Origin of the sequence: Limnohabitans sp. G3-2, assembly GCF_002778275.1 — a bacterium.
GTDB lineage: Bacteria > Pseudomonadota > Gammaproteobacteria > Burkholderiales > Burkholderiaceae_C > Limnohabitans_A.
This window is the reverse complement of the sequence record NZ_NESG01000003.1, coordinates 72,866-98,404: the sequence shown is the minus strand read 5'-3', so window position 1 is coordinate 98,404 and position 25,539 is coordinate 72,866. Positions and strand designations below refer to the sequence as shown.

The 25,539-nt window shown below is 58.8% G+C and carries 30 protein-coding genes; 22 read left to right on the top strand and 8 right to left on the bottom strand.

The window, feature by feature from the left end:
- Position 1: 1 nt before the first annotated feature.
- A complete protein-coding gene (locus tag B9Z31_RS04910) occupies positions 2-919 on the bottom strand; it encodes a lysylphosphatidylglycerol synthase domain-containing protein (RefSeq protein WP_158235655.1) in 918 nt (305 codons plus the stop codon).
- A 41-nt stretch (positions 920-960) separates the two neighbouring features.
- Positions 961-1,833, bottom strand: coding sequence for a phosphatase PAP2 family protein (locus B9Z31_RS04905; RefSeq protein ID WP_143473812.1), 873 nt, complete (start codon positions 1,831-1,833; stop codon positions 961-963).
- On the opposite strand from B9Z31_RS04905, the gene B9Z31_RS04900 reads away from it, so the two are divergent.
- The gene (locus tag B9Z31_RS04900; RefSeq protein ID WP_100118456.1) at positions 1,811-2,839 is read left to right on the top strand and encodes an NAD-dependent epimerase/dehydratase family protein; all 1,029 of its coding nucleotides are present in this window, start codon (positions 1,811-1,813) and stop codon (positions 2,837-2,839) included. The genes B9Z31_RS04905 and B9Z31_RS04900 overlap by 23 nt on opposite strands.
- Positions 2,840-2,999: 160 nt before the next feature.
- On the opposite strand, the gene ppk2 is transcribed toward B9Z31_RS04900, so the two are convergent.
- Positions 3,000-3,902 carry a polyphosphate kinase 2 gene (gene ppk2, locus B9Z31_RS04895; protein WP_100118455.1) on the bottom strand — a complete coding sequence of 301 codons (903 nt, stop codon included), beginning with the start codon at positions 3,900-3,902 and terminating at the stop codon, positions 3,000-3,002.
- Positions 3,903-4,057: 155 nt separating this feature from the next.
- Here ppk2 and B9Z31_RS04890 point away from each other — a divergent pair, with 155 nt between their 5' ends.
- The 8 genes from B9Z31_RS04890 to B9Z31_RS04845 all read left to right on the top strand — a co-directional run bounded on the left by B9Z31_RS04890 (position 4,058) and on the right by B9Z31_RS04845 (position 11,301).
- Positions 4,058-5,155, top strand: coding sequence for a magnesium transporter CorA family protein (locus tag B9Z31_RS04890; protein ID WP_100118454.1), 1,098 nt, complete (start codon positions 4,058-4,060; stop codon positions 5,153-5,155).
- A gap of 125 nt (positions 5,156-5,280) precedes the next feature.
- The gene (locus B9Z31_RS04885) at positions 5,281-6,165 is read left to right on the top strand and encodes a sterol desaturase family protein (protein ID WP_100118736.1); all 885 of its coding nucleotides are present in this window, start codon (positions 5,281-5,283) and stop codon (positions 6,163-6,165) included.
- A 198-nt stretch (positions 6,166-6,363) separates the two neighbouring features.
- A complete protein-coding gene (locus B9Z31_RS04875; protein WP_100118452.1) occupies positions 6,364-6,771 on the top strand; it encodes a DUF1924 domain-containing protein in 408 nt (135 codons plus the stop codon).
- Positions 6,768-7,241: a diheme cytochrome c gene (locus tag B9Z31_RS04870; RefSeq protein WP_100118451.1), complete on the top strand. Its 474-nt coding sequence runs from the start codon at positions 6,768-6,770 to the stop codon at positions 7,239-7,241. Before B9Z31_RS04875 ends, B9Z31_RS04870 begins: the two co-directional genes overlap by 4 nt.
- A gap of 52 nt (positions 7,242-7,293) precedes the next feature.
- Positions 7,294-8,028 carry a cytochrome b/b6 domain-containing protein gene (locus B9Z31_RS04865; protein ID WP_233200745.1) on the top strand — a complete coding sequence of 245 codons (735 nt, stop codon included), beginning with the start codon at positions 7,294-7,296 and terminating at the stop codon, positions 8,026-8,028.
- 29 nt (positions 8,029-8,057) lie between these two features.
- Complete coding sequence (locus B9Z31_RS04860; RefSeq protein WP_100118449.1) at positions 8,058-8,756, top strand: response regulator; 699 nt, start codon at positions 8,058-8,060, stop codon at positions 8,754-8,756.
- Positions 8,753-10,087, top strand: a complete 1,335-nt coding sequence (locus B9Z31_RS04855; protein ID WP_100118448.1) for a histidine kinase dimerization/phospho-acceptor domain-containing protein — start codon at positions 8,753-8,755, stop codon at positions 10,085-10,087. Before B9Z31_RS04860 ends, B9Z31_RS04855 begins: the two co-directional genes overlap by 4 nt.
- 758 nt (positions 10,088-10,845) lie before the next feature.
- Positions 10,846-11,301 carry a MaoC family dehydratase gene (locus tag B9Z31_RS04845; RefSeq protein WP_100118735.1) on the top strand — a complete coding sequence of 152 codons (456 nt, stop codon included), beginning with the start codon at positions 10,846-10,848 and terminating at the stop codon, positions 11,299-11,301.
- On the opposite strand, the gene trmL is transcribed toward B9Z31_RS04845, so the two are convergent.
- Positions 11,292-11,771, bottom strand: a complete 480-nt coding sequence (trmL, locus tag B9Z31_RS04840) for a tRNA (uridine(34)/cytosine(34)/5-carboxymethylaminomethyluridine(34)-2'-O)-methyltransferase TrmL (RefSeq protein WP_100118447.1) — start codon at positions 11,769-11,771, stop codon at positions 11,292-11,294. The two genes, B9Z31_RS04845 and trmL, sit on opposite strands and share 10 nt — an antisense overlap.
- A gap of 20 nt (positions 11,772-11,791) precedes the next feature.
- The gene (locus B9Z31_RS04835) at positions 11,792-12,484 is read right to left on the bottom strand and encodes a ComF family protein (protein WP_233200744.1); all 693 of its coding nucleotides are present in this window, start codon (positions 12,482-12,484) and stop codon (positions 11,792-11,794) included.
- 141 nt (positions 12,485-12,625) lie between these two features.
- On the opposite strand from B9Z31_RS04835, the gene B9Z31_RS04830 reads away from it, so the two are divergent.
- The 8 genes from B9Z31_RS04830 to B9Z31_RS04800 all read left to right on the top strand — a co-directional run bounded on the left by B9Z31_RS04830 (position 12,626) and on the right by B9Z31_RS04800 (position 18,909).
- Positions 12,626-13,540 carry a biotin synthase gene (locus B9Z31_RS04830; protein WP_100118445.1) on the top strand — a complete coding sequence of 305 codons (915 nt, stop codon included), beginning with the start codon at positions 12,626-12,628 and terminating at the stop codon, positions 13,538-13,540.
- A gap of 95 nt (positions 13,541-13,635) precedes the next feature.
- Complete coding sequence (locus B9Z31_RS04825) at positions 13,636-14,112, top strand: DUF2244 domain-containing protein (RefSeq protein ID WP_100118444.1); 477 nt, start codon at positions 13,636-13,638, stop codon at positions 14,110-14,112.
- A gap of 77 nt (positions 14,113-14,189) precedes the next feature.
- Positions 14,190-15,362 carry a cytochrome c oxidase subunit II gene (gene coxB, locus B9Z31_RS04820; RefSeq protein ID WP_100118443.1) on the top strand — a complete coding sequence of 391 codons (1,173 nt, stop codon included), beginning with the start codon at positions 14,190-14,192 and terminating at the stop codon, positions 15,360-15,362.
- Positions 15,363-15,394: 32 nt separating this feature from the next.
- On the top strand, positions 15,395-17,011 hold the full coding sequence (ctaD, locus tag B9Z31_RS04815; protein WP_100118442.1) for a cytochrome c oxidase subunit I: 1,617 nt from the start codon (positions 15,395-15,397) through the stop codon (positions 17,009-17,011).
- Positions 16,927-17,133, top strand: coding sequence for a cytochrome oxidase small assembly protein (locus tag B9Z31_RS15720; protein ID WP_369804634.1), 207 nt, complete (start codon positions 16,927-16,929; stop codon positions 17,131-17,133). Before ctaD ends, B9Z31_RS15720 begins: the two co-directional genes overlap by 85 nt.
- A 10-nt stretch (positions 17,134-17,143) precedes the next feature.
- Positions 17,144-17,773, top strand: coding sequence for a cytochrome c oxidase assembly protein (locus tag B9Z31_RS04810; RefSeq protein WP_100118441.1), 630 nt, complete (start codon positions 17,144-17,146; stop codon positions 17,771-17,773).
- Positions 17,770-17,985 carry a DUF2970 domain-containing protein gene (locus tag B9Z31_RS04805; RefSeq protein WP_100118734.1) on the top strand — a complete coding sequence of 72 codons (216 nt, stop codon included), beginning with the start codon at positions 17,770-17,772 and terminating at the stop codon, positions 17,983-17,985. The genes B9Z31_RS04810 and B9Z31_RS04805 overlap by 4 nt, the downstream gene beginning before the upstream one ends.
- 42 nt (positions 17,986-18,027) lie before the next feature.
- Positions 18,028-18,909, top strand: a complete 882-nt coding sequence (locus B9Z31_RS04800) for a cytochrome c oxidase subunit 3 (protein ID WP_100118440.1) — start codon at positions 18,028-18,030, stop codon at positions 18,907-18,909.
- A gap of 115 nt (positions 18,910-19,024) precedes the next feature.
- On the opposite strand, the gene B9Z31_RS04795 is transcribed toward B9Z31_RS04800, so the two are convergent.
- Complete coding sequence (locus tag B9Z31_RS04795) at positions 19,025-19,258, bottom strand: twin transmembrane helix small protein (protein ID WP_100118439.1); 234 nt, start codon at positions 19,256-19,258, stop codon at positions 19,025-19,027.
- 14 nt (positions 19,259-19,272) lie between these two features.
- Here B9Z31_RS04795 and B9Z31_RS04790 point away from each other — a divergent pair, with 14 nt between their 5' ends.
- From B9Z31_RS04790 to B9Z31_RS04770, 5 genes are read left to right on the top strand one after another with little or no spacing between them, the layout of a single operon-like run.
- Entirely contained in the window at positions 19,273-20,016 is a 744-nt protein-coding gene (locus B9Z31_RS04790; protein ID WP_100118438.1) for an SURF1 family protein, read from the top strand.
- Complete coding sequence (locus tag B9Z31_RS04785) at positions 19,967-20,680, top strand: hypothetical protein (RefSeq protein ID WP_100118437.1); 714 nt, start codon at positions 19,967-19,969, stop codon at positions 20,678-20,680. Before B9Z31_RS04790 ends, B9Z31_RS04785 begins: the two co-directional genes overlap by 50 nt.
- Before the next feature lie 3 nt (positions 20,681-20,683).
- Positions 20,684-21,814 carry a heme A synthase gene (locus B9Z31_RS04780; RefSeq protein ID WP_100118436.1) on the top strand — a complete coding sequence of 377 codons (1,131 nt, stop codon included), beginning with the start codon at positions 20,684-20,686 and terminating at the stop codon, positions 21,812-21,814.
- Positions 21,811-22,707: a heme o synthase gene (cyoE, locus tag B9Z31_RS04775; RefSeq protein ID WP_100118435.1), complete on the top strand. Its 897-nt coding sequence runs from the start codon at positions 21,811-21,813 to the stop codon at positions 22,705-22,707. The genes B9Z31_RS04780 and cyoE overlap by 4 nt, the downstream gene beginning before the upstream one ends.
- Positions 22,708-22,716: 9 nt before the next feature.
- On the top strand, positions 22,717-23,322 hold the full coding sequence (locus B9Z31_RS04770; protein WP_100118434.1) for an SCO family protein: 606 nt from the start codon (positions 22,717-22,719) through the stop codon (positions 23,320-23,322).
- Between the two features lie 44 nt (positions 23,323-23,366).
- Here the strand turns inward: B9Z31_RS04770 and B9Z31_RS04765 are convergent, their stop codons facing one another.
- Both B9Z31_RS04765 and rpoH read right to left on the bottom strand, forming a co-directional pair.
- Positions 23,367-24,371 (bottom strand): tripartite tricarboxylate transporter substrate binding protein, encoded by a 1,005-nt coding sequence (locus B9Z31_RS04765; RefSeq protein ID WP_100118433.1) that lies wholly within the window; start codon positions 24,369-24,371, stop codon positions 23,367-23,369.
- Between the two features lie 109 nt (positions 24,372-24,480).
- On the bottom strand, positions 24,481-25,413 hold the full coding sequence (gene rpoH / locus B9Z31_RS04760; protein ID WP_100118432.1) for an RNA polymerase sigma factor RpoH: 933 nt from the start codon (positions 25,411-25,413) through the stop codon (positions 24,481-24,483).
- Positions 25,414-25,539: the final 126 nt, after the last annotated feature.

The following is a 25,539-nucleotide window of genomic DNA, read 5'->3' as shown; positions in this document are numbered from 1 at the left end:
TTCAGTTTTGAATCGAATCGGGCCGGTTTTTTCCATGTGACAAACGCCAAAAGGCGGGCCCGTCCACAGCCGCCACCAGCAAGGCCAGCAACAAGGAGACGCCCAGGCAAAACAGGTGGACCAGCAAAGCCACCATGCCCAGCAAAGGGGCTTGCTCAAGTGGCAGGCCGGAAAAAAGCCAGACCCCTGTTTCGTAAGTGCCCAAGCTGGCCGGGCCTTGTAGCGGCAACAAGGCCGCGATTTCGCCCCCCAAAGCCGCGGACACGCTCGCTGGCATGCCCAAACTGACCGATTCCGCCAAGATGACCTGCAACAAGATGGCGACCACCGCGATCTTCAGCAACCAGTTGCCAAGGCTCAGCAGCCAACCCGCGTGACGGTCCCGACCGTGCCAGATAAAGCCCAACCACTCCACCCGGCCGTGGCAGATGAGCACAAACTTTTCCAAATGCTGGCGAGAAGCGAGCAGGGCAACGAGCACGGGTGCAGCGATCAAGGCAGCCGCGATCGGGGGCGTGAAAGGCCAAAACAAGAGCACCAGGAGCGCGAGCACCACAGCGTCCTGGAACCTCAACCACAGCAGACTGCGCAAGGACTCCGGCCAGCTGGCATCAAAGACTTTTCGCACCAGCAGTGGGTAGCCCAATTCACCCGATCGCAGGGGCATGAGCAAGGCTGCTGAGTTGTGCAGCAACACCACGTGCAAGGCTGTGCGCAGGCTGATCTGACGCTTCCATTGCCACTCTTGGCGCAGCCTGATGGCGCGCAAAATGAAGGTGCATGCCCAGACCGCCGCTGCGGTTGCCCAAAGCCATGGGGGCACTGCGCGCCACCATTGCGACAAATCGGGTCGGTCAAGTTGTTGCCAAGCCCAAACAAACAGGCTCAACGCCAACGCCAGCCCCAGGAGCACGGCCATGAATTTCCGAAACTGGGCGGATATTTTGCGCACCGATGTCCTCAGGCCCGGCTTCGCGGCCATGAAGTCAGAACGGCCACCAGCACGCCTGCTGAAATGGCCCAGCGAGCCAGGGCCATACCGACGCCTTCCACGGGCGGGATCCACACCAAGAAGAGCGCAATGGCTTGCAAAGCGAGGAGCCCTAAACGCGTGCGTAGCGAGTCGGGATCCAACCTCCACGCTTGAACCCGTTCCCAATGGCAGGCCAAGATCACCAGCAGTCCGCCCAGGCCGAAACCCGTGACCACATCGGCCGGCCAATGTGCGCCAACCGACAGCCGCGAAAGCGCCACCAGCAAGCACAGCAAGACCACCACCCCTTGGCGCCAAGCTCGATCAGACCGCATGAAAATAAACATCAACGCAGCGACAGAGCCAGCAGCCATCGCATGGCCAGAGGGCATCGAGTGACCTGACAGCGGAGGCTGGCCAATCACGTGCAGCACTTGGGTTTCGAGCACGTTCAGTGGACGCGGAAAGTTCAAAGTTTGCTTGAGCACCAGCGAAACTGGGATCCCCAGCAGCCAGGTTTTCAAGACCAAGGCCAGCTTGCCGCTGTCGTGGGCAAAGAGGAGGAGCAACAAGAGCAAACATTGCCCTGCATCACCCCATTGCGTCACAAACAGCCAAAATTGCCCAGGCAGCCAGGACTGTTGATGTCCCTGGATGAGCCATTCTTGGTTGAGTGATGAATGGTGCAGCCCAACACCACAAGCGATACACATCAGAGCAGTCAGCCAGGCCGTCTGTGTCACCAACGGTGAATAAACCGCCAATGAATCGGGGCGCTCTCGAACAACTGTCATATTTGCATTTGAAAATCCATGGAAATAATCAAAACACATCTTTATGACAATTCCATGGATGGTCACGGGTGCGGCTGGCTTTATTGGCTCGCGGCTGGCCTTGCACCTGGCGCAAAGGGGCTACACCGTGCACGCCTGCGATTGGGCTGACGACTCTGGGTGCACCCCCCTGGAGCCTGATCCCAACAGCACGGCCTCGCGGCTGCGAGCGGCCCGCATGGCGGCAGTGCGACAAGCGTCGGGCGTGCAATGGCAACGGCTCGACGTGGCGCATCCCACCGCGCTGCTGGACTGGATGGCAAGTGTTCGGCCCGAGCGTGTCATCCATTTGGCCGCTCAGGCCGGCGTCCGACACTCCATGCAAGCGCCGCAGGATTTTGTGGCATCCAATCTGGTGGGGTTTGCCAACGTTCTATGGGCCTGTCACCGGCACCAAGTTGCGCGTTTGCTGTATGCCAGCTCATCCAGCGTTTACGGGATGCGATCAGAGGCACCTTTTGAGGAGGCTGACAGGACCGACCGCCCCCAGTCTTTTTACGCAGCCACCAAACAGGCCAATGAAGCCATGGCCTTTTCCTTTCATGCCCAATATGGTTTGCAAAGCTTGGGGATGAGATTTTTCACGGTCTATGGACCCTGGGGACGGCCTGACATGGCCCCTTACCTGTTTGCACAAGCTATTCGGCGACAAAAGCCGGTGACGCTGTTTGCTGCCGGGGAACTGATGCGCGATTTCACCTATGTGGACGACACCGTTGCGGCCGTGACCGCCTTGGCCCATCAAGATGCCCGATGGCTGGGTGCGCAAGTGGTGAATGTGGGCCATCAGCGGCCGATTCGTGTCATCGATTTTGTGCAAGTGCTGTCCGAACTTTTGCAGACTCCTCCCATCATAGAAAACGCGCCCATGCAAACTGCAGATGTGGCTCTGACCTGTGCCAGTGAGTCCCGTCTTTTGAGTCTGGTGGACGCTTGGCCCGACACGCCCCTGAAAGAAGGGCTTGGGCGGTTCGTGCAGTGGTTGCAGGGTTGGGAGCCATTGGGCAAGGGAGATCACAGCACCCGGGCCTAGACCGCCATGGCCCACCACCCCAACCGCAGAGGGGAACATGGTCTGGACCCTCACGCAGGTCCAGACCACTTGAGTGACTTTTTGACATCGGGCAGTTCTCAGCCCATGGCGATTTTTTCGACCAGCAGGCTGGCCCAGCCACTTTGAACGATGTGGGCGCTCAGTATTTCTCAGGCACGATCATGTCAGCGGGCACGGGGTGGCGGATGTAGTCCGGGTTGCGCACCCGACCTGGCAACTCGACATGCGGATGCTCGACCTCGTGGTAAGGGACTTGGCTGAGCAGATGGTCGATGCAATTGAGGCGGGCTTTTTTCTTGTCCACAGCTTGCACCACCCACCAAGGGGCTTCGGGAATATGGGTGCGCTCGATCATGGTTTCCTTGGCGCGGGTGTAATCCTCCCAGCGGCGGCGGCTTTCCAAGTCCATGGGGCTGAGCTTCCATTGCTTGAGCGGGTCGTGGATGCGGCCCAAAAAGCGGGTGTGTTGTTCGTCGTCGGTGATGGAGAACCAGTATTTCACGAGCTGGATGCCGCTGCGCACCAGCATTTTTTCAAATTCGGGCACTGAACGGAAGAATTCTTCGTACTCTTCGTCGTTGCAAAAACCCATGACTTTTTCAACCCCCGCGCGGTTGTACCAGCTGCGGTCAAACAACACGATTTCACCTGCGGCCGGCAGGTGGGAGATGTAGCGCTGAAAGTACCACTGGGTTTTTTCGCGATCGTTGGGCGCGGGCAGGGCAGAAACTCGGCACACACGTGGGTTCAAGCGCTGGGTGATGCGCTTGATCACGCCACCTTTGCCCGCTGCATCGCGGCCCTCGAACAAAATCACCATGCGGTGTCCGGTTTTGACCACCCAGTCTTGCAGCATCACGAGCTCAGACTGCAGACGCAGGAGTTCACGGAAGTAGCTCATCCGGGCCTGGGCATCGCCCGGGGAGGCGCTGGGGCCATCGAGCAGGCGGTCATCGAGTTCAAGCTCGAACTCTTCGTCCATGCTGTCGAGCAAGTCTTCACGCAATTGGCGCAACTGTTCTTCGGTGATTTCTTGGGTCATGATGGTCCGGAAAAGTAAGCAAAGGGCCAATTTCGCGTTTCAACATGAAACTGTGATGACAAATTGGGGCCAGTTGGACGGAGTTGTCATGACACTTTCATGACTTTGCCTTAAAAGAGGCTGTGGCCCAGGTGGGTCAGCAGTCAAGGACGGATATGCAAGTATTTTCAATTCACGCGGATCAAATCACCGAAACAGCGGTTTTGCCCACCGTTTTGCCAGACCAAGGCTTTGTGTGGCTCGCGTTTTCAAGGCGTGAGTTTGAAATCATGCAAGCTCAAGTCCAGCAGATGTTGCATCGCTTGTGCGATGTCCAAATTTACGAACTGCACCTGCAGGACGTGCTGAACAACCAGTTGCCTTCGCATTACGACTTCACAGGGGATTACGACGTGTTGGTGTTTCGCCGTCTGGCGCAAGGCCGGTCAGAAACCGATTTGTCCAAACCGGGCGAAATTTTGCACAGGGCCAATGCGCATTCAGGGCCCAGCATCTTGCGCAAAATCGACACCAGTCCGGTGGCTTTTGTGGTGTTTGACCGCGTGGTCATTTCGGTTCATCCCGTGGATTGCGCCGTGCTCAAGGCCTTTGTGGGCAAGGTGATGAATTCCTCCCATTTGTCATCGGCTCAGGCGCTCCACCGTTTGCCGACCCATCCAGCCGATCTGATGCTGCGCATGGTCAGCAGTGTGGTGGACGGTTATTTGAACCTGCGCCGGGAACTGACCCGCCAATTGGACCATTGGCAAAGTGAGTTGCTCAACCCGAATACCCGTTTCAACGACTGGAGCGCCTTGCTCAATGCCCGTTTGACGCTGCATTACCTGGACGAGATTTGTGAAGACCAGCGGGCCGCCATCTCCGACTGGATTGAAGCCCTGAACGCCTGGCCTGCCGACGACCTTTTGAAACCAGACAGTCTGGAATTGCTGAAAATCCGCAGCCGCGATGTGCTCGAGCACATCGAGCGGGTGGTTCACCATGTGGGCAGGTTGGAGCAAAACGCTGAAACGGCCGTGCAAATGCATTTCAATGCGCAAAGCAACCGAACCAATCAAGTGATGCGGACCTTGACGGTGTTGACAGCGATTTTCTTGCCGCTGAACCTGATCACCGGTTTTTTTGGCATGAACTTTGAGAATTTCCCGGTTCTGCACTCTGAGAACGGCCTTTTGATGACCGAACTTTTCATGGGCTTGGTGGCCATCGGCTTGACGGTCCTGTTTTGGAAAAAACGCTACCTCAGAGGCTGAAACGGCAGAGGCGCAATTCAGGAAACCAGAGGGAATACACCGATATTTCCCAAGTGATTGATTTGTTACCTTTCTGACTGCTGCCCATGATGCGCATCTGGGCGACAGAAAAAGTAAGGAAAAACATGACCGCTGTCCAAATTCAAAACGCATTGGTGTTGTGCACCATTTTGGGTTTTGCCACCATGGAGTGGGCCAGTCGCCGCTACCAAAACAACGTGAATGCCACGGGCAACGACACCAAACTCGAGATTTTGATGTTCCTGAGCGTGTTGGCCGTGACACAGCCCTTGGCCATTTTTGTGACCAGCAAAATGGGCGCCGCCTGGTTTCCTCAATACAAAGGTGCCTTGGCCGATTTGCCTTGGTGGGGCATGGTGGGTATTTTGCTGCTGCTGGACGACATGACGCAGTATTGGTGGCACCGCCTCTCGCACACCTCATTCCTGTGGCCTTTGCACCGTGCGCACCACTCGGCCGAGTACATGAGCATTCGCATCACGTTCCGCAACAATTTCTTCTATTACCTGATGATGCCTGGCCTGTGGTTTGCGGGGGCCTTGCTTTTCTTGGGGTTTGGTGGCTTGGTGTATGCGGGCTACATCGTGGTGAAGTTGTTGGTGATTTTGGGCGCCCACTGCGCATGGCGTTGGGATGAACCGTTGTACCGAATTCGGGCCTTGCACCCCCTCATGTGGGTCCTGGAGCGAACCATTTCCACACCCGCCACGCACTGGGCACACCACGCCATCACCAATGCGGATGGCGTTGGCCACTACAAAGGCAACTTTGGCAATTTGCTGTTTTTGTGGGACATCATTTTTGGCAGTGCGCACATCACCCGCCGTTACCCGGAGCAAGTGGGTTTGGTCGATGACCAATTGTTTGGACAGGAACGTTGGTACCACCAGATGTTGTTCCCTTTGCTGCAGTCCCAACGTGAGCACACGGCCTTGAAGTTTGGTGGCCGTATTTACCAAGACCCTCAGGACCGTTCGCCTACCGCCTGAGTTCTTGCCGCTTGGGCCGCAAAGGCCTGGGCGCAGTGGGCGGCATGATCCTGCCTGATCCCGTCTGTGATCCCGCCTGAAGTTTGACCTGCGTCAAACAAGGTGTGTTTGCCGGCCCCTGGTGTGCCTTGTCCCTTCAGGGCCGCTTCAGTTTCGACCTTTAATCTTGGATGGAAGATGCCAAGAAAGGTCGAATCCATGATGAAGTTCAGAAAAACCAAGTGTGGCGCTGCCCTGCTGGGTGCTGCCCTGGCTTTGGGCGGTCTCAGCGCTCAAGCGACGACGCCACAAGCCCAATTGCAGCGGTGGCAAGAAGCGGCTGGACAAGCCGGGCAAGCCGCCCGCGGGCAAGAATTTTTTGGCCGCCGGCATGGCGGCGAGTGGTCTTGCGCGTCGTGTCATGGACAGGTGCCCACCGTGCCCAACCGACACGCTTCGACCGGCAAGAGCATTGCGCCTTTGGCGCCGGCATTCCATGCGGAGCGTTTCACCGACAGCGCCAAGGCGGACAAATGGTTCAAGCGCAACTGCAAAGATGTGTTGTCCCGAGAGTGCACGGCGCTTGAAAAAGCCGATGTGCTGGCCTTTTTGATCGGCTTGAAATGATCCCACAGCGCGGTGTGAACAAGGGCTTTGCAGCTTGGCTGGCCTGCTTCGTGGTGGCATCGGCCTGTGCCGATGGCCCCACCATGCCTGTCCAAATTCCCCCCATCTACAAGCAAGAGTGTGCGGCTTGCCACACCCCCTATCCACCGGGCATGTTGCCTGCGGCCTCTTGGCAGCGTGTCATGAAGGGTCTGGCGCACCATTACGGCAGCGACGCATCGCTTGAGCCCGCACAGGTGCAAGAAATTGCCACTTGGTTGAAAGCCCACGCGGGCACCTACAAACGGGTGCGAGAAGAGCCGCCCGAAGACCGAATCACGCGTTCAGCCTGGTTTGTCCGAAAACACCGGGAAGTAGAGGCCGCGGTCTGGAAGCGGAGCAGCATCCAAAGCGCCGCCCAATGCAGTGCCTGCCACACCCAAGCCGACGCGGGTCGATTTGACGAGCGTCAGCTGCGAATTCCGCGCTGATGGACGAGCGCGTGCCCAAGCAATGCGGTCTGAATTTGAGGAGTTGAACACGATGTCGAACACTGCCACCGCCACCGTTTCTGGTGCGCCCGCGCCTGTGCCGTCGCGCCGCACGGTGGATGCTTTCACCCGCACCTGGCATGCCCTGTTGGCTTTGAGTTTTGCGGGGGCTTACATCACCGCCGAGAGTGAAGTTTTCAGACGGGTGCATGTCAGTTTGGGTTACACCATGGGGGGCTTGTTGCTGGCTCGGTTGCTGTGGGGCTTCATGGGCCCCCGCTATGCCCGTTGGTCCGCCATGTGGGGCAAGTTGCGGGGTGTGGGTGATGGGCTGCGGGGCTTGCGCACAGGTCAAATCCAGTGGCGCCAGGCGCAAAATCTTTACATGGTCTGGACGGTCGCGCTGGTCCTGCTGGCCATTGCGCCGGTGGTGTTGTCGGGCTATGCCGTCTACCAAGAATGGACGGGGGAGTGGATGGAGGACGTCCATGAGTTCTTCGGCAACTTCATGCTGACGGCGGTGCTGGCCCATATCGCTGGCGTGGTGCTGCTCAGTCTGGGGCGTCGGCGCAATTTGGCCAAGCCCATGTTGACCGGGCGTGTCGATGGCGCAGGGCCTGATTTGATCAAGTCCAACCACGGGGTTTTGGCTGCATCGCTTTTCGCTGCCGTCTTGGCTTTTTGGGCGCTGCAGTGGCAAGGTTCAGAGCGGGTACAGACCGATGGGGCCGTCGCTTGGCTTCAGCCCGGGCTGGGCAAGCCACAATCGAGCACCGATGACGATTGAAGCGATGAACACACACACGGGTAGGGAACATGCGGGTTTTACTGGTTGAAGACGATGCCCTCTTGGGCGCAGGGCTGAAGGCCGGATTGCAGCAGCAGGGCTTTTGGGTGGACTGGGTGCGTGACGGCATGGCTGCCGAACGCGAGCTGTTGACCGGTGTCTACCAAGCCTGTGTGCTCGACTTGGGCTTGCCTCGCCAAGATGGCATGCAGTGTTTGGCAGCTGTGCGGCGCCAAAAAATGGGCACACCCATTTTGATTCTGACGGCCCGCGAGGGGGTGCCTGCCCGCATTGCCGGACTGGACGCGGGGGCTGACGATTACCTGGTCAAGCCAGTTGACCTGCTGGAGCTGGCGGCCCGACTGCGCGCTTTGGTGCGCCGCGCCCATGGGGTCACCGAGCCCATCATGGAGGCGGGTGCCTTGCGCATGGACCCTGCATCACGCCAAGTCTGGTTGGGTGAGCGCTTGGTGGAGTTGTCGCTGCGGGAATACGAGGTTCTGCAAATTTTCATGCTCCACGCGGGCCGTGTGTTGACCCGAAGCCAGGTTGAACAGCACCTGTACCAATGGGGCACCGAGGTGAGCAGCAACACGGTGGAAGTCCACATTTACAACTTGCGCAAAAAACTCCGCGCCGATGTGATCGAAACCCTGCGGGGAGTCGGTTACTTGCTTCCCCAGCAGGTCAAGCCCGATGCCCCCAAGGCAGGCGTCAGCGCACCATGACACCTTGGCGTCATTCTTCATTGCAGTGGCGCTTGACGCTCAGCCTGCTGCTGGCGACGGGTTTGTTTTGGGCCTTGGTTTTGGTACTGACCTGGCAGAGAACGGCGCACGAGCTGAGCGAACTGTTGGACGCCCATTTGGCGCAAACAGCCGCGGTACTGGCCGTGCAAAGCGGCGACGAACACGATGACGACTTCACCACCGCTGAAGTGCTGCACAAATACCAGCCGCGTGTCGCATTTCAAATTTGGCACGAGCGCGAGTTGGTGTCTCGGTCTGCTGAGGCCCCCCTCGAGCCTTTGGCGCCGTGGGGGCAAAACGGCATGTCTGACCAAAACCGAGCGGGTCAAACTTGGCGGGTTTTCGCCACGGCGGGACGCGATCGCGGTGTGCGGGTGGTGGTGGCTGAAATGGAGTCGGCGCGGCAAGACATCTTGAAGGCGGGCTTGAAGTCTGCCATCGTGCCGCTGCTCTTGGCTTTGCCCGTTTTGGCCTTGCTGATTGGGGGCGCGGTGTTCAAGTCCTTGGCGCCGCTTCGGCAATTGAGCCAGTCGGTTTCGCAGCGCCACGCACAGGCCTTGCAGCCTTTGAGCGAAGCGGTTTCTGCCGAGGTTCGACCGCTGGTTCAAGCCCTGAACCAGCTCTTTCACCAGCTGACCTTGCAAATGGAGGGCGAGCGCCGTTTCACGGCGGACGCCGCCCACGAGCTGCGCACGCCCATGGCAGCCATCCGCATCCAGGCCCAGGTCGCCCGGGGCGCGGCCTCAGACCCAGAGCGTGCGCAAGCCCTTGACGCCGTGCTGCAGGGGTGTGACCGTGCCACCCGCCTGGTGACCCAGTTGCTGCAGCTGGCCCGCCTGGATGCCCATGGGCCTTCGCTGGGTTCGGAGCAGTGTGACGCCGTGGCCGACACCCGTGACACCTTGGCCGACTTGGGCCCGCAGTCCGTCTTGAAGCAGCAGACCTTGAGTTTGGACGCGCCCGACGCCTTGCCCTTGCCCATGCCGCCGGGTTTGGTGGGGGTGCTGGTGGGCAATTTGGTGGACAACGCCCAGCGCTACAGCCCGGTGGGATCGACCATCCGCGTGCACTGGGCGGCGTCGCCTGCCCCCACTTTGGTGGTGGAGGACAGTGGCCCCGGCATGGACGCCCGCGATTTGGCGCGTTTGGGTGACCGTTTCTTCCGGGTACCCGGAAATGGTGCGGACGGAAGTGGATTGGGGTGGTCCATCGTGCGCCGCGTGGCTCAGCGTTACGCTTTACAGGTCCAAGTCGATGGCAGCCCGGCCTTGGGCGGCTTGCGGGTCAGCTTGACTTGGCCAGCCCTTTGAGCGTTTCACGGCCCTCTTCGGGCTTGTGGTCTGATGCAGCTGTGGGCTTCGGGCATGCCATGCTGGGCAGCGAGCACCTCAACCCTGGCTGAAAGTCGATCATGAACGCTCAAATCAATGAATTTTTGGACCGCATCCGCCAATTGGAGGCGGACATTGAGCAAGAGGTGCAAAGGCGCCGACAGCAATTTCAAGCCGATTTCGACCAGCGCAAAGTGAAATTTGAGCACGAAGTGCTGGACCAGCAGCGGCGGTTCAAAGAGGGCGTGGTGCGCTATGTCTTGACCTCGGACTGGCGGCACTTGCTGACCATCCCTTTGATCTACCCGGTGCTCTTGCCCATGGTGCTGCTCGACGGCATGGTCACGCTGTACCAGTGGGTTTGTTTTCCCCTGTACAACATGCCGCGGGTGCGGCGTTCGGATTATTTTGTGTACGACCGAACCCATTTGGCTTATCTGAACATCATCGAAAAGATCAACTGCGCCTATTGTTCGTATGGCAATGGTTTGATGGCGTATGCCCGGGAGGTGGTGGGCTTGACCGAGCAGTATTGGTGCCCCATCAAGCACGCACGCCGTGTGGTGCATGCCCATCCTCATTACCACGGCTTTTCAGACTATGGCGATGCGCAAAGCTACCGTGAACAACTGGCGCATTTGCGTTTGCAGCTGCAACAGCTGGTGGCCCAACCCCTGGCGCCTGAGGTGTCACAGCATGGACAGCCTGTCGCGCGCAGGCTGGATAAAGTGATCCCCATGAAAACCTTTGAAACTTTGGCCGATCTGGCCGCCTGTGTCGGTCAGGATGTCGCGATCACCGAATGGGTCGAAATCACCCAGCAGCAGGTCAACCTGTTTGCCGACGCCACGGGTGACCACCAGTGGATCCATGTCGACGTCGAGCAGGCCCAAAAAGGGCCTTTTGGCGGCCCCATTGCCCACGGATTCTTGACCTTGTCCTTGTTGCCCCAGTTTTTTGACAAAACCATCTTGGTCACTCAAAAACGCATGGGTGTCAATTACGGGCTCAACAAGGTTCGTTTCATGTCGCCCGTGCCTGTGGGCAGCCGTTTGCGTGGGCATTTGCACCTGCATTCGGCCACGCCCATCGAAGGCAATGGCATGCAGTTTCAGTGGAATGTCACGGTGCAGCGGGAAGGCAGTGACAAACCTGTCTGCGCTGCCGAATCCTTGGTGCGCATTTACGCCTGAACCGAGGCGCCCGCAAAGCCGTTTTGGCGCCAGGCTTCAAACACGGTCACCGCGACGGCGTTGGACAAGTTCAGGCTGCGCTGCCCCTCGCGCATGGGCAGTTTGATGCGTTGCTCTGACGCGAACTGCGCCCTGAGCTCGGGCGCCAAGCCCCGGGTTTCCGAACCAAACACCAGCCAGTCGCCAGGCTCAAAATGAACCTGGTGTGCCGGGCGACTGCCGCGTGTGGTCAGGGCAAACATGCGCTCGCTCGCGGGCCGCTCGGTGGCCAAAAAAGTGGCCCAGTCGGCATGGCGACGCAGCTCGGCGTACTCGTGGTAGTCCAAACCCGCGCGCCGCATGTGTTTGTCATCCATGGAAAAACCCAAGGGTTCGATCAGGTGCAGGGTGCAGCCGGTGTTGGCCGCCAAGCGAATGACATTGCCGGTGTTCGGGGGGATTTCGGGCTCAACCAGGACGATATGGAACATGCGGGGTATTGTGCCTGCGCTCAATAGTCCTCGGGCGCCTCGGTGCGTGCCAGCACCAAAGCACTGACTTTGGCTGCGCCCGCTTGGCGCAAAACCCGCGCCGCGGTGTGCAAGGAAGCGCCGCTGGTCATGACGTCATCGATCAAGACCACGTTTTTGTGGCGCAAGGCCGAGGCCCGCAAGGGCTCCACCGCAAAGGCCCCCACCAGATTGGCCAAGCGTTCGGCTCGGGGCAGGGTGCGCTGGGAAGGCGTGTCCCGTGTGCGCAGCAACAAGTGGGCATCGGCCTTGCTGGGGCTCAGTTGCTTGGCCAATTGCCAAGACTGGTTGTAACCGCGCTGCGCCAAGCGTTGTGTTGACAAGGGAATGGGCACCACCCAATCTGCCGCGTCCAGCGCGTCTTCGGCCCCTGATGCGCTCAGCATCAAGGTGGCCAACGGGCCGTCCCACCCCGCTTGTTCTTGAAATTTAAAGCGCGTGATCAGATCGATCCACGGCCATTCGTAGCTGACTGCGGTGAGGCACAGGTCTAAGGGGGGAGGTGTGCGCAGGCAGGCGCCGCATCGTTGGAGGCCCAAAGCCAAGGGCAGGGCGCAGCTCAGGCATCGGTGCTGGGGTTGTGCAAAGCGGCTGATGCAGGCCTCACACACCGGCGCATGGGGCCAGTTTTGGCAAATGGCGCAGCGACTGGGCAAGGCAGAGCCAAATGGCATTGGCCCGAGCCGGCGGAGCTTTGAAACCACCCTTTGAAACCATGGAGACCGCATGAAATCAATATACTGCGGCCTGCCCCTGACCACAAGCCGACCACCACGCTGGCTGTTTGCAGGCCTTTTCCCTTCTTTGCCTTGGCCATGTCTGCACCTGACCGCCCCCCCTCGTTGGACCCTGTTGCCGCTGCCCGGTGGGCGAGGTGCTGTGTGGGGGAGGCGTCGCCCTGGCTGCACGAAGAAGTGGCCTCGCGCATGCAAGAGCGGCTGGAATTCATCAAGCTGCAGCCCACGCGCTGGGTCCATTGGGGGGCCAGGCAGGGCGGCATGCTCGCCCACGCGGCTTTGCAAAAGCGCTACCCCCAGGCACAAGCCTGGCTCAGCAGCGAGCATCCCGAGCAGGATTTGGCGGCCGAGGCTTTGTTGCAAGGCCGATGGTGGCAAGCCAAGCGCTGGTTCGGTCCGCGCCTTCATTCGGGCATGCCACCAGAAGGTCAAGCCCATATGTTGTGGGCCAACATGCAGTTGCACCATGCAGCCCAGCCTCAAAACCTGCTGAAAACATGGCACCGAGCTTTGGCGGTGGATGGGTTCTTGATGTTTTCATGCCTGGGGCCCGATACCTTGCGGGAGTTGCGCGACGCTTATGCACAACAGGGTTGGCCCGCTCCCGCTCACGAATTCACCGACATGCACGATTGGGGTGACATGCTGGTGGAAGCGGGTTTTGCCGAGCCGGTGATGGACATGGAGCGCATCACGCTCACCTATGAAACGCCCGAGCGCCTGCTGGCCGAGTTGCGCAGTTGGGGGAGAAATCTGCATGTGCAGCGTTTTTCAGGTTTGCGTGGGCGCAGGTGGTTGGCGCAACTCAAGCAGGTGCTCATGACTTTGGCCAAGCCCGAGGAGGGTGGACGTTTGACGCTGAGCTTTGAAATTGTGTACGGGCACGCCCTCAAGCCATCCCCCCGCGTCCCCGTCAGTGCCCAAGCGGCCATTGGGCTCGATCAGATGCGGCAAATGCTGCGCAGCGGTGCCCGGATTTCCGACAAAGTTTGAGATGAATCAAAACCCCCTTTGTTCTCGGGTAAAATCCGGCGGGTTTCAGAGGCATTTGGTGCCTCCCAGCGTGTTAGTTTATTGAAAGTTGACGCGTGTCAAATCCAACTTATCAGTTTGCTCAAGAGTCTGGACCTGCCATCCATTGGCAGTTACGGCGCAATTGTTCGGTCACGCCTACCCAGCTGGGTTGGTTCTACCTGTCCTTGTGCATGTTCTCTTTGGCCATTGGTTTGTTTTTTTGGTATCTGGGTGCGACGCTGGTTTTGGCGTTTGCAGGTCTTGAAATCGCGGTGGTGGGTGTGGCATTTTTGATGTATGCGCGCCATGCCACCGACGGTGAAAAGATTTCGATCCAAGGTGGCCAGCTGGTGGTGGAGTGTGAGTCTGCGGGCCGCTTGGAGCGTGCAGAGTTTGCGCGTCAATGGGTGAGGGTCGAGCCCAAATCGGGTGACCACAGCTTGATCGAGTTGTCAGGCCAAGGTCGATCGATTCAGGTGGGGCGCTTTGTGCGGCCCGAGTTGCGCCAAGTGTTGGCGCGAGAAATCAGAAAGGCATTGCGCTCGGCGTGATGTCTGGTGGCAAAAGGGGCGAAGCCCGGTTTGCCTGAGGTGTGAGTTCAACAGTGTCTTGGAAGTTAGTGAGAACCATGAAGAATATTTCCAACCAATTGGCTTCGCTGCTATCCCGCGCGGGCATCTTTGCAGGCGCATGGGCAGCCACTGCGGCCTACGCGGTCAACGATTTGCCGGGCGGCCCTGCGGTCAATCAGCTCAATTTGCATCCGGCAGCCACCAAAATTGCTGAAGAGCAGCAATGGTTGCATTGGTTCATGTTGATCATTTGCACGGTGATCTTCATTGCGGTTTTTGCCGTGATGTTTTATTCCATTTGGAAGCACCGCAAATCGGTCGGTCACAAGCCCGCCACCTTCACGGAGTCGATCACGGTCGAAGTGATTTGGACGGCCGTTCCCTTCCTGATCGTGATTTTGATGGCGCTGCCAGCGACCAAAGTGCTGGTGGCCCAAAAAGACACCACCAACGCCGATCTGACCATCAAGGCCACGGGTTACCAGTGGAAATGGGGTTACGACTACATCAAGGGTGAGGGCGAAGGCCTGAGCTACATCTCGACCTTGGATTCCGGCCAGCGCGCCATGTCCGATGCGGGCAAGCCAGAAGGCGACAACTATTTGCTCAAAGTGGACAACCCATTGGTGGTCCCAGTGGGCCAAAAAGTGCGCGTCATCACCACGGCCAATGACGTGATCCACGCCTTTGCGGTGCCAGCCTTCGGCATCAAACAAGATGCGATCCCCGGTTTTGTGCGCGACACATGGTTCCGCGCTGAGAAAACCGGCGACTTTTACGGCCAGTGCCAAGAGCTGTGCGGTAAAGAGCACGCCTACATGCCGATCCATGTGAAAGTGTTGTCTGCACAAGACTATGCGGCTTGGGTGGTGGGTGAGAAGAAAAAACAAGCGGCCAAAGCTGACGATCCTGCCAAAGTCTGGGCTTTGGACGACCTGTCCAAGCGCGGTGAAAAAGTGTATGCAGCCAATTGCGCGGCTTGCCACCAAGCCAACGGCAAGGGTGCTGGCGCGATCAAAGCTGTTGACGGTTCCGCTGTGGTGTTGGATGCCGACAAATCCAAGCAAATCGCGGTTCTGCTCAATGGCCAGAACAATGGCGCCATGCCTGCATGGAAGCAGTTGTCGGACACCGAAATTGCCGCTGTGATCACTTACACCAAGAACAACTGGTCCAACAAGACCGGGCAAATCGTGCAACCGGCTGAAGTTTTGGCCGCTCGCAAATAAGCCGTACCGTATTCAAATCAAAGGAAATCAAGATGAGTGCCGTTCTCGACCATCACGATCACGCCCATGACGACCACGGTCACGCGCCTGCGGGCTGGCGTCGCTGGGTGTATGCCACCAACCACAAAGACATCGGTACTTTGTACCTGCTGTTCAGTTTCGCCATGCTCATGATTGGCGGCGTGTTGGCTTTGGGTATCCGCGCCGAGTTGTTCCAGCCTGGCCTGCAAGTGGTCAACCCTGAGTTGTTCAACCAATTCACCACCATGCACGGCATCATCATGGTGTTCGGCGCGATCATGCCGGCCTTTGTGGGCTTTGCGAACTGGATGCTGCCTCTGCAAATTGGCGCGTCTGACATGGCCTTCGCCCGCATGAACAACTTCAGCTTCTGGCTGATGATTCCTGCAGGCGCCATGTTGGTGGGCTCCTTCTTCATGCCTGGCGGCGCACCCGCTGCCGGCTGGACGCTGTATGCCCCCCTGACCCTGCAAATGGGCCCCTCGATGGACGCTGGTATTTTCGCCATGCACATCCTGGGTGCTTCGTCCATCATGGGTTCGATCAACATCATCGTGACCATCTTGAACATGCGCGCGCCTGGCATGACTTTGATGAAGATGCCCATGTTCGCTTGGACCTGGTTGATCACCGCTTACTTGCTGATTGCCGTGATGCCCGTGTTGGCTGGCGCGATCACCATGACATTGACAGACCGCCATTTCGGCACCAGCTTCTTCAACCCCGCGGGTGGTGGTGACCCGGTCATGTACCAGCACATTTTCTGGTTCTTCGGTCACCCCGAGGTGTACATCATGATCTTGCCGGCCTTCGGCATCATCAGCCAGATCGTGCCCGCTTTTGCGCGCAAGAAATTGTTCGGCTATGCCTCCATGGTGTACGCCACCTCGTCCATCGCTATTTTGTCGTTCATTGTGTGGGCGCACCACATGTTCACGACCGGCATGCCTGTGACCGGTCAGTTGTTCTTCATGTACGCCACGATGCTGATCGCTGTGCCGACCGCTGTGAAGATCTTCAACTGGATCGCCACCATGTGGCGCGGCTCCATGACTTTTGAAACCCCCATGCTGTTTGCAGTGGGCTTCATCTTTGTGTTCACCATGGGTGGCTTCACGGGTTTGATCTTGGCCATGGCCCCGATTGATATCCAGTTGCAAGACACCTACTACGTGGTGGCGCATTTCCATTATGTCTTGGTGGCTGGCTCCTTGTTTGCCTTGTTTGCCGGTTTCTACTACTGGGTGCCCAAGTGGACCGGTGTGATGTACCACGAAGGCCGCGGCAAGATCCACTTCTGGTGGTCCCTGATCTCGTTCAACGTGACCTTCTTCCCGATGCACTTCTTGGGTCTGGCCGGTATGCCACGTCGCTACGCCGACTACCCCATGCAATTCGCCGACTTCAACATGATCGCTTCGGTGGGTGCCTTCTTCTTCGGTTTTGCCCAGGTCTATTTCTTCCTGTTCGTTGTCTTGCCAACCATGATGGGCAAGGGCGAGAAAGCTTCCCAGAAGCCTTGGGAAGCGGCTGAAGGTCTGGAATGGGAAGTGCCTTCGCCTGCACCTTTCCACACCTTCGAGAACCCACCCAAGCTGGACGCTACCGCAACCCGCGTGATCGGTTGATCGACATGGCCATGACACCTGAACAAAGAAAAAGCAATGTGCGATTGGGCCTGATTTTGGCGTCGGTCGCATGTGCTGTGCTGATTGGTTTTGTGGCCAAGTTGATGCTCTTGAATTCCTGAAAGACCCAAGATGAACCTGCGTGGTGAAAATCTGAGCATGGTGGGCAAGCTGGCGGTTGTGACCGCAGGCATGTTCTGCTTCGGATACGCGCTGGTGCCCATCTACAAGGCCATTTGCGAGATGACAGGGATCAACATCCTGTCGATTGCCGAAACCCAAATTCCAGGCAGTGCCAAGTCGGGTAAAGCGGCCGAAGTGCTGCGCAACACCCAGGTCGATACCAGCCGCACCATCACCGTCGAATTTGACGCCAACGTGCGTGGTCCTTGGGAATTCAAGCCTGAAAAGCGTTCCATGCAAGTTCACCCCGGTGAACTGAGCACGGTGATGTACGAATTTCAGAATGTGCAAAACCGCCGGATGGCGGCCCAAGCCATTCCGAGTTACGCACCCCGTCAAGCGGCCAACCATTTCAACAAGCTCGAGTGTTTCTGTTTCAACCAGTACACCTTGGAGCCGGGCGAGAAAAAGTCTTGGCCAGTGGCCTTTGTGATCGACCCCAAGTTGTCCAAAGACGTGACGACCATCACCCTGTCTTACACCTTCTTTGAAGTGGGTGGCAAAACACCGGCAGCGCCCACAGCGCCCTTGGCCGCAGCGGTGCAAACACTGCCCGCCAAGACAGGATGGGGTTCATGAACGCGCCCGTTCACAAAACCTCTTGGCTGCGCACCATTCAGGCGGTGCTGTGGTCGTTTGTCGGACTTCGCAAGAATTCCGATTCCCAGCAAGACATTGAAAAGCTCAACCCTTTCCACATCATCGGTGTGGCCATCGGGGCGGCATTGTTGTTTGTTTTGGGTTTGATTGCCTTGGTCAATTGGGTGGTTGTCCAACCGACCGGCCTTTGAGCCCCAGAGTTTGATTTCGAATTAGAGAGAGCAGGAGTTCCTATGAGTTCAGCAGCACACGGCACCACGCCTTATTACTACGTACCCCACGCGTCGCGTCATCCCGTGATGGCGGCCATCGGCTTGTTCTTCCTGATCCTGGGCGCAGGTCAGTGGATCAACGGCGCGGATTGGGGCATGTATTGCCTGTTTTTCGGCATGGCCTGGTGGTTGATTGTTTTGTACCAGTGGTTCTCTGAAGCGATTCAAGAGAGTGAAGGCGGCATGTACGGCCGCAAGATCGACCTGTCGTTCCGTTGGAGCATGACCTGGTTCATCTTCTCCGAAGTCATGTTCTTCGGTGCCTTCTTCACCGCACTCTGGTGGGCCCGTTCGCACTCTGTGCCGGCTTTGGGCAGCCTTGAAAACGCACTGCTTTGGCCTGACTTCAAGGCGGCATGGCCCAGCGTGGTGGCGGGCGCGACCACTTCGCCCGCTGGCTTTGTGGAGCCCTTCCAAACCATGGGTCCATTTTGGTTGCCCACCATCAACACCGCTTTGCTGTTGACATCGGGCGTCACTTTGACCATCGCTCACCATGCCTTGCAGGTTGGCGATCGCAGCAAAACCATCAAGTTCATGTGGATGACGGTCTTGTTGGGTGTGGCTTTCTTGTTTGTTCAGGGTTACGAATACGCACACGCCTGGAGTGACTTGAACCTGAAACTGTCCTCTGGCATTTACGGCTCGACCTTCTACATGCTCACCGGTTTCCACGGCTTCCACGTTTTCGTGGGCATGTTGATGCTGTTGTTCATCACCTTGCGCTTGCAAAAAGGCCACTTCACCAAAGACCGTCACTTCGGTTTCGAAGGCGCCGCTTGGTACTGGCACTTTGTGGACGTGGTGTGGCTCGGCTTGTACATCCTGGTTTACTGGATGTGATCTGGCCGCAGCCCAACAAAAAAGCGCCCAAAGGCGCTTTTTTGTTGGGCGATGGGCCATTCAATGGCGGCCGATTGCAGGCGGTTGCTGGAAGCTTTTCAGCAGCTTAGAAGGCTCAAGCGCCAGCGGGAATGCCAGTGGGCTGGATCCAACCCATCTTCCAAGAAACAAGAACACAAATGAAGAGGACAATTGAAAACCCGACCCGAAAGGCGAGGGCGGTGGCCATGCTGCCTTTTTTGGGCGCTTGGCCCTCAACAGGTGGCGTGTTGCCACGCATCATGTAAACCAAAGCCGAGCCCAAGCTCAGCACAATGCCTATGAAGGCGATGACAACCAGTATTTTCATGGCCCCATTATCTTATGACTGACAAATCCCCAGCTTGGCAAAGATGGCTGGTCCTGGGCATGGCCGCTTTGGGCGTGGCCATCACGTTTTCACTGGGGCTTTGGCAGTTGGGCCGAGCCGCTGAGAAAACGGCCTTGCAAAATGCCAAGCAAGAGCAAGCCGCGCAAGTCGTGCTGGATGGCCGCAGCCTGGGTTCGGCCGAGAAAGATGCGCTGCAACGCCAAGCCTTGATCCACAGGCGCATGACACTCAAAGGCCAGTGGTTGCCCGCGCACACGGTGTTTTTGGACAACCGGCAGATGAACGGCAAGCCCGGCTTTTTTGCGTTGACCCCTTTGCAGTTGGAGGACACGGGTGCGGTGGTGTTGGTGCAACGCGGATGGGCACAGCGCTCGTTCACTGACCGCACAGCTTTGCCTGAATTGCACACGCCCCAAGGTGGGGTGGAGGTGCAGGGGCATTTGGCCCCATGGCCTTCAAGGCTCTATGACTTCGGCGGTACCGAGACAGGCCCGATACGGCAAAATCTCGACTTGACGGCGTACCGCCAAGTCACGGGCTTGCCCGTGCTCGAAGTCACCTTGTTGCAGTCGGGCGCCGCGTCTGAAGGCTTGCTGCGCGAATGGCCCGTGGTGGCCAGTGGTGTTGAAAAGCACCACGGATACGCTTTTCAATGGTTTGGCCTGAGTGGCCTGATCGCTTTACTTTATGTCTGGTTCCAAATTGTCCAACCCCGCCGCCAAAAAAGACTTGACTGACAGCCCGCTGGCGATGACCGTGCACGACATGCCTTCGCCAGGCGATGTGGTGCAGGCCGACGCCCAACGCACCCGCATGGGCCGGTGGAAAATGATCGCCATGATGCTGATTTGCGCATCGCCGGTCATCGCCTCGTATTTCACCTATTACGTGATCCGACCTGAGGGTCGCCGCAACCATGGTGAACTCATCCAGCCTCAGAAAGACATGCCTGCAGGGGCGGCCAAAAACCTGCAAGGCGAGGGGGTGCCCTTGTCGAGTCTGAAAGGACAGTGGTTGCTGGTGACGGTGAGCTCGGGGGCATGCGCCGAGCGTTGCCAAGAAAATCTGTATTTCCAGCGACAGCTGCGCGAAATATTGGGCCGAGACAAAGACCGACTGGACCGCGTTTGGCTTGTCACCGACGACGCGCCCGTGGCGACAACCCTGCTGCCAGCGCTCAACATGGCCCATGTGCTGCGCCTCGATGTGGCCACGGTGCAAAGCTGGATTCAACCGGCCGCCGGACAACAGTTGCAAGACCATCTGTATGTGATCGATCCCATGGGCAACTTCATGATGCGTTTTCCCGCCAACATGGATGTCTCCGGCGCTTCCAAAGCCAAGCGTGACCTGGAGCGCTTGCTCAAAGCCTCTGCGTCCTGGGACCAGGCGGGGCGCTGAACGATGACGGAAGTGGACCTGTACAACTGGGCGCCTGTTTTCCAGCTCATGGCGGTGGGCTTGGCCGTGGCGGCCTTGCCGCTGGCTTGGTGGTTTTGGCTCCAACAAGGCGCCACCTCTGCCAGCCGCTTGAAGGCCTTGACCCTGATCACCTTGTTCCTGACTTTTGATTTGGTGCTCTTTGGGGCCTTCACCCGTCTGACCGATTCCGGCTTGGGTTGCCCCGACTGGCCAGGCTGCTACGGCAGCGCCACCCCCATCGGGGCCCAAGTCGAGATCTCCGCTGCGCAGACTGCCATGCCCAGCGGGCCGGTCACGCACGGTAAAGCCTGGATTGAGATGGTGCACCGCTACTTGGCCACCGGCGTGGGGGTGCTGATCTTGACGCTGGCCAGCATGACGTGGTGGCTGCGCCGCCGAAGCGACACGGTCAGTCCATGGTGGCCCACCTTCACGCTGGTGTGGGTTTGTTTGCAAGGGGCTTTTGGGGCCCTCACGGTGACCATGAAGCTCTTTCCGGCGATCGTCACCTTGCACCTGATGTTCGGCATCGGCTTGTTGGCTTTGTTGATGGCCCAAGCCGTGCGCTATGACGGTGCCGGAACGCGGCCTTTGCCTGTGGCTTTGCGCACGGGTTTGTGGCTCGGGTTCGGCTTGCTGTGGCTGCAAATCGCTTTGGGCGGATGGGTCAGTACCAATTACGCGGTGCTGGCCTGCCCGGATTTCCCGACCTGCCACGGCCAGTGGGTGCCCGAGATGAACTGGCAAGGCTTCAGTGTTTGGCGCGAGTTGGGCCATACCCCTGCGGGTGAGTTGTTGCCCTTCATCGCCTTGTCGTCGATTCATTTTGTGCACCGCTCGGCCGCTTGGCTGGTGCTGGGCGTGTTGGTATGGCTGGGTTGGCGTTTGCGTCGGCAACCGGGCTTGTCTGGCGCTGGCCAATGGTTGCTGGGTTTGTCGGCCCTGCAATTCATCACCGGTCTGAGCAATGTGGTGCTGGGCTGGCCCATGCTTGCCGCCGTGATGCACACGGGCGGCGCCGCCGCCATGGTCCTCACCTTGACCTGGGCCTTGAGCATCAGCCGCACCGATAATCCACGCTCTCCTTCCCCTTTCAAAAAGTCTGTTCCATGACCGCCGCCACCGCTCCGTTGCCCAATTCCGCATGGCGTCAGTACTACGCACTGACCAAGCCGCGTGTGGTGCAGTTGATTGTTTTTTGTGCCTTGATCGGCATGGTCTTGGCGGTGCCAGGTGTGCCGAGCCTGCCGGAGTTGGTGCTGGGCTTGTGGGCCTGCATCGGTATCTGGTTGGTGGCGGGGGCGGCCGCGGCATTCAACTGTCTGGTTGAAAAAACCATCGACTCCAAAATGAAGCGCACGTCTTGGCGCCCCACCGCCAAAGGGGAGCTGAGCGACCGCCAGGCGCTGCTGTTTTCGGCCGTGCTGTGTGCATTGGGTTCGGCCGTGCTGTACGTCTTGGTCAACCCCCTCACCATGTGGCTGACCTTCGCCACCTTCGTGGGCTACGCCATCATTTACACCGTGATCCTGAAGCCGCTGACGCCGCAAAACATTGTGATCGGTGGGGCCAGTGGGGCCATGCCGCCGGTGCTGGGCTGGGCTGCCATGACGGGACAGGTCGGGCCTGAGGCGCTCATTTTGTTTTTGATCATCTTTTTGTGGACACCGCCGCACTTTTGGGCCTTGGCGCTTTACCGCGTGGAGGATTACCGCAAATCGGGTCTGCCTATGTTGCCGGTGACACACGGCAATGAATTCACGCGCTTGCAAATCTTGCTCTACACCATCGTCCTCATGGCCTCCTGCTTGATGCCTTTTGTGTATGGCATGAGTTCATGGCTGTACTTGGCGGCGGCGGTGGTGCTGAGCATCGGCTTCATGGGCTATGCCGTGGCTTTGTACCGTGCTTACTCTGACGAGTTGGCCCGCAAGACATTCCGTTTTTCCTTGATCCATTTGAGCGCTTTGTTTGCTGCCTTGCTGCTGGATCACTACATTTTTTAAGGCCCGAACATGTCGCGCAGAGTTTTTGCAAGAGCCGCTGTGGCGCTGGGTGTGGCCGCGGTCTTGGGCGGTTTGGTCGCTTGTGGCCAAGACAAACCGGCTTTTCGGGGGGTGGACATCACCGGCGCCGATTACGCCCAAGGCTTTGAGCTGAGCGACCAAAACGGCCAAGTGCGCACGCTCAAAGATTTTGCGGGCAAGGCGGTGGTGGTGTTTTTTGGCTACACGCAATGCCCCGATGTCTGCCCCACTGCTTTGCAGGAAATGGTTCAGGCCAAGCAGCTTTTGGGCGCCGATGCAGACAAATTGCAAGGTGTTTTCATCACGGTGGATCCAGAGCGCGACACACCCGAGTTGCTCAAGGCCTACATGGCCAATTTTGGCCCAGACTTTGTGGGCCTGCACCCGACAGCATCGCAACTGCCCAAAGTGACCAAAGACTACAAGATCTATTTCAAAAAGGTGGAGGGCAAAACCCCGACCAGCTACACCATGGACCATTCCGCGGGCAGCTTCACCTTCGACCCCCAAGGCCGGGTCAGGCTGTACAACCGCCACGCCAGTGGTGCCGAGGCGCTGGCCGCCGACGTGAAGATCTTGCTCAGCGGCAAGTGAGACCTGGCCTCATGGCCAGATCTTGCACACGCCGTGACGACGCCTCAGTTTTGTTCGATTTTCTGGTTGCGGATGATGTCACCCAGCGCTTGGGTGTCGGACTCAATCCGGTTGCGCAAGCCTTCGGGTGAAGAGCCCACCACCTGCCAGCCTTGCTGGAACAAACGGGCGCGCATGTCGGGTGAACGCACGATGTCACTGACCAAGGCCGACAGCCTGGTGGCCACAGCCGCGGGCATCGAGGCGGGGGCGGCCACCGCGTTCCAGATTTCAAGTTGGTAATCCTTCACGCCGATCTCTGACAGGCTGGGCACCTCGGCTGCCACGGGGCTGCGGCCCGTGCTGGAGGCCCCGATGGCCCGCAGTTTGCCGCCGCGCACTTGCGCCGCAGAGAGCGCTGGAGGCAGCAAGGCCAGTTGCACCTGGCCTCCCAACATGGCCGTGATGATTTGCGGGTTGCCGGGATAGGGCACATGCACGGGGGCAATGCCCGCCTTGGTCTTGAGCAACTCCATGCCCAGGTGCGCCACCGTGCCCACGCCCGGCGAGGCATAGCTCAGTTGATTGCCTGCTTTTTGGGCCTGGCTCAGCCATTCGGCGGCGGTTTGGCCGGGGGGCACGCCAGGCCCTGAGGCGGGCACCGTCAGCACCAGTGGCGCTTTACCGATCAGGCTGATGGGCGCGAGGTCTTTGAGCGGGTCGTAGGGCACCTTGGGGTTCAAGATGCGGGCAATCGTCATGTTGCCGTTGATCATCAGGCCCAGGGTGTGGCCGTCGGTGGACTTGGCCACGAAGTCAGCGGCAATGTTGCCGCCTGCACCCACTTTGTTGTCGACGATCACGTTCTGCCCCAAGGCTTTTGACAAAGGCTCGGCCAGGGCGCGCGCGGTCAGGTCGGGGCTGGAGCCGGCCGGGAAGCCCACCACCAAGCGCACGGTTTGGGTGGGCCATTGGGCAGCCCATGTGGGCATGGCGCCCAGCATCAAAACAGTCCCCATGGCTTGTGCCAGCAGACGGCGAGAAAAACGAGAGGGGGTGGGCTGGGACATGGTCAAAAATCTCCAATCAAGCAACAGGCACTTTAGCGCAAAGCGGGCAAAAAAATACCCGGTCGGAGCCGGGTACGGGCGCGTCAGACGCGCAAAAAGGTGTTGGCCGTCAAGCGAACTCGACCAGCGCCTTCTTCATCTTTTTCATGGCCGCGACTTCGATCTGGCGGATGCGCTCGGCGCTCACGCCATACTCGTCGGCCAAGTCGTGCAGCGTCATGCCGCCTGATCCGTTGTCGTTGACCTTGAGCCAGCGCTCTTCAACGATGCGGCGGCTGCGTTCGTCCAGCGCATTGAGGGCCGTGGCCAGGCCATCGCTGGCCATCACATCGCGCTGATGCGCTTCGATCATGGCGGTGGGTTCGTGGTTCACGTCGGCCAAATAGGCAATCGGCCCAAAAGCCTGCTCGCCGTCGTCGGAAGGCGCCGGGTCCAGCAACACATCGCCGCCGGACATGCGCATCTCCATCTCCCGCACTTCCTCCCGCTTGACGTTCAGGCTGTGCGCCATGGCATCGACTTGGTCAGGCGTCAGGGTGTCGCGGTGCGTGCCTTCGTCGGCATCGGCTTTGTAGCCTTGCTTCATGGAGCGCAGGTTGAAGAACAGTTTGCGCTGGGCCTTGGTGGTGGCCACCTTGACCATGCGCCAGTTTTTCAGGATGTACTCGTGAATTTCGGCCTTGATCCAGTGCAGCGCGTAGCTGACCAAGCGCACGCCTTGGTCGGGGTCGAAACGTTTGACGGCCTTCATCAGGCCCACATTGCCTTCTTGAATCAGATCGCCGTGGGGCAGGCCATAGCCCAGGTATTGGCGCGATACCGAGACCACCAAGCGCAGGTGCGAGAGCACCAGTTTGCGGGCGGCTTCCAAGTCGTCGTTGGCTTTGAGCTGTCGTGCAGCTTCTTGCTCCTCCTCGAGGGTGAGCATGGGCATGCGGTTGACCGCAGAGATGTAGGCGTCCAAGTGGCCGAGCGAGGGCACGACCGCCCAAGGGTTGCTCAGCGCGATGGCTGTGGCGGGCGAACCAGTTTGAATGTTCATACCAGAACTCCTTTCAGAATACCCCAATATTAGCACTCTCTGGTGAAGAGTGCTAAAGGACGGCGTTGGGCGCCGTTGGATCTTCGGGTTTTCCCTGATTTTAAGGATCGCAGTTGGCGCGTCTGT

What these genes read in the sequence shown, in the direction of transcription:
- B9Z31_RS04910 (WP_158235655.1), bottom strand. Translation starts at nt 919, where the DNA reads ATGGCCGTGCTCCTGGGGCTGGCGTTGGCGTTGAGCCTGTTTGTTTGG.
- B9Z31_RS04900 (WP_100118456.1), top strand. Translation starts at nt 1,811, where the DNA reads ATGACAATTCCATGGATGGTCACGGGTGCGGCTGGCTTTATTGGCTCG.
- ppk2 (WP_100118455.1), bottom strand. Translation starts at nt 3,902, where the DNA reads ATGACCCAAGAAATCACCGAAGAACAGTTGCGCCAATTGCGTGAAGAC.
- B9Z31_RS04890 (WP_100118454.1), top strand. Translation starts at nt 4,058, where the DNA reads ATGCAAGTATTTTCAATTCACGCGGATCAAATCACCGAAACAGCGGTT.
- B9Z31_RS04885 (WP_100118736.1), top strand. Translation starts at nt 5,281, where the DNA reads ATGACCGCTGTCCAAATTCAAAACGCATTGGTGTTGTGCACCATTTTG.
- B9Z31_RS04875 (WP_100118452.1), top strand. Translation starts at nt 6,364, where the DNA reads ATGATGAAGTTCAGAAAAACCAAGTGTGGCGCTGCCCTGCTGGGTGCT.
- B9Z31_RS04870 (WP_100118451.1), top strand. Translation starts at nt 6,768, where the DNA reads ATGATCCCACAGCGCGGTGTGAACAAGGGCTTTGCAGCTTGGCTGGCC.
- B9Z31_RS04865 (WP_233200745.1), top strand. Translation starts at nt 7,294, where the DNA reads ATGTCGAACACTGCCACCGCCACCGTTTCTGGTGCGCCCGCGCCTGTG.
- B9Z31_RS04860 (WP_100118449.1), top strand. Translation starts at nt 8,058, where the DNA reads ATGCGGGTTTTACTGGTTGAAGACGATGCCCTCTTGGGCGCAGGGCTG.
- B9Z31_RS04855 (WP_100118448.1), top strand. Translation starts at nt 8,753, where the DNA reads ATGACACCTTGGCGTCATTCTTCATTGCAGTGGCGCTTGACGCTCAGC.
- B9Z31_RS04845 (WP_100118735.1), top strand. Translation starts at nt 10,846, where the DNA reads ATGAAAACCTTTGAAACTTTGGCCGATCTGGCCGCCTGTGTCGGTCAG.
- trmL (WP_100118447.1), bottom strand. Translation starts at nt 11,771, where the DNA reads ATGTTCCATATCGTCCTGGTTGAGCCCGAAATCCCCCCGAACACCGGC.
- B9Z31_RS04835 (WP_233200744.1), bottom strand. Translation starts at nt 12,484, where the DNA reads ATGCCATTTGGCTCTGCCTTGCCCAGTCGCTGCGCCATTTGCCAAAAC.
- B9Z31_RS04830 (WP_100118445.1), top strand. Translation starts at nt 12,626, where the DNA reads ATGTCTGCACCTGACCGCCCCCCCTCGTTGGACCCTGTTGCCGCTGCC.
- coxB (WP_100118443.1), top strand. Translation starts at nt 14,190, where the DNA reads ATGAAGAATATTTCCAACCAATTGGCTTCGCTGCTATCCCGCGCGGGC.
- ctaD (WP_100118442.1), top strand. Translation starts at nt 15,395, where the DNA reads ATGAGTGCCGTTCTCGACCATCACGATCACGCCCATGACGACCACGGT.
- B9Z31_RS15720 (WP_369804634.1), top strand. Translation starts at nt 16,927, where the DNA reads ATGGGAAGTGCCTTCGCCTGCACCTTTCCACACCTTCGAGAACCCACC.
- B9Z31_RS04810 (WP_100118441.1), top strand. Translation starts at nt 17,144, where the DNA reads ATGAACCTGCGTGGTGAAAATCTGAGCATGGTGGGCAAGCTGGCGGTT.
- B9Z31_RS04805 (WP_100118734.1), top strand. Translation starts at nt 17,770, where the DNA reads ATGAACGCGCCCGTTCACAAAACCTCTTGGCTGCGCACCATTCAGGCG.
- B9Z31_RS04800 (WP_100118440.1), top strand. Translation starts at nt 18,028, where the DNA reads ATGAGTTCAGCAGCACACGGCACCACGCCTTATTACTACGTACCCCAC.
- B9Z31_RS04795 (WP_100118439.1), bottom strand. Translation starts at nt 19,258, where the DNA reads ATGAAAATACTGGTTGTCATCGCCTTCATAGGCATTGTGCTGAGCTTG.
- B9Z31_RS04790 (WP_100118438.1), top strand. Translation starts at nt 19,273, where the DNA reads ATGACTGACAAATCCCCAGCTTGGCAAAGATGGCTGGTCCTGGGCATG.
- B9Z31_RS04785 (WP_100118437.1), top strand. Translation starts at nt 19,967, where the DNA reads ATGTCTGGTTCCAAATTGTCCAACCCCGCCGCCAAAAAAGACTTGACT.
- B9Z31_RS04780 (WP_100118436.1), top strand. Translation starts at nt 20,684, where the DNA reads ATGACGGAAGTGGACCTGTACAACTGGGCGCCTGTTTTCCAGCTCATG.
- cyoE (WP_100118435.1), top strand. Translation starts at nt 21,811, where the DNA reads ATGACCGCCGCCACCGCTCCGTTGCCCAATTCCGCATGGCGTCAGTAC.
- B9Z31_RS04770 (WP_100118434.1), top strand. Translation starts at nt 22,717, where the DNA reads ATGTCGCGCAGAGTTTTTGCAAGAGCCGCTGTGGCGCTGGGTGTGGCC.
- B9Z31_RS04765 (WP_100118433.1), bottom strand. Translation starts at nt 24,371, where the DNA reads ATGTCCCAGCCCACCCCCTCTCGTTTTTCTCGCCGTCTGCTGGCACAA.
- rpoH (WP_100118432.1), bottom strand. Translation starts at nt 25,413, where the DNA reads ATGAACATTCAAACTGGTTCGCCCGCCACAGCCATCGCGCTGAGCAAC.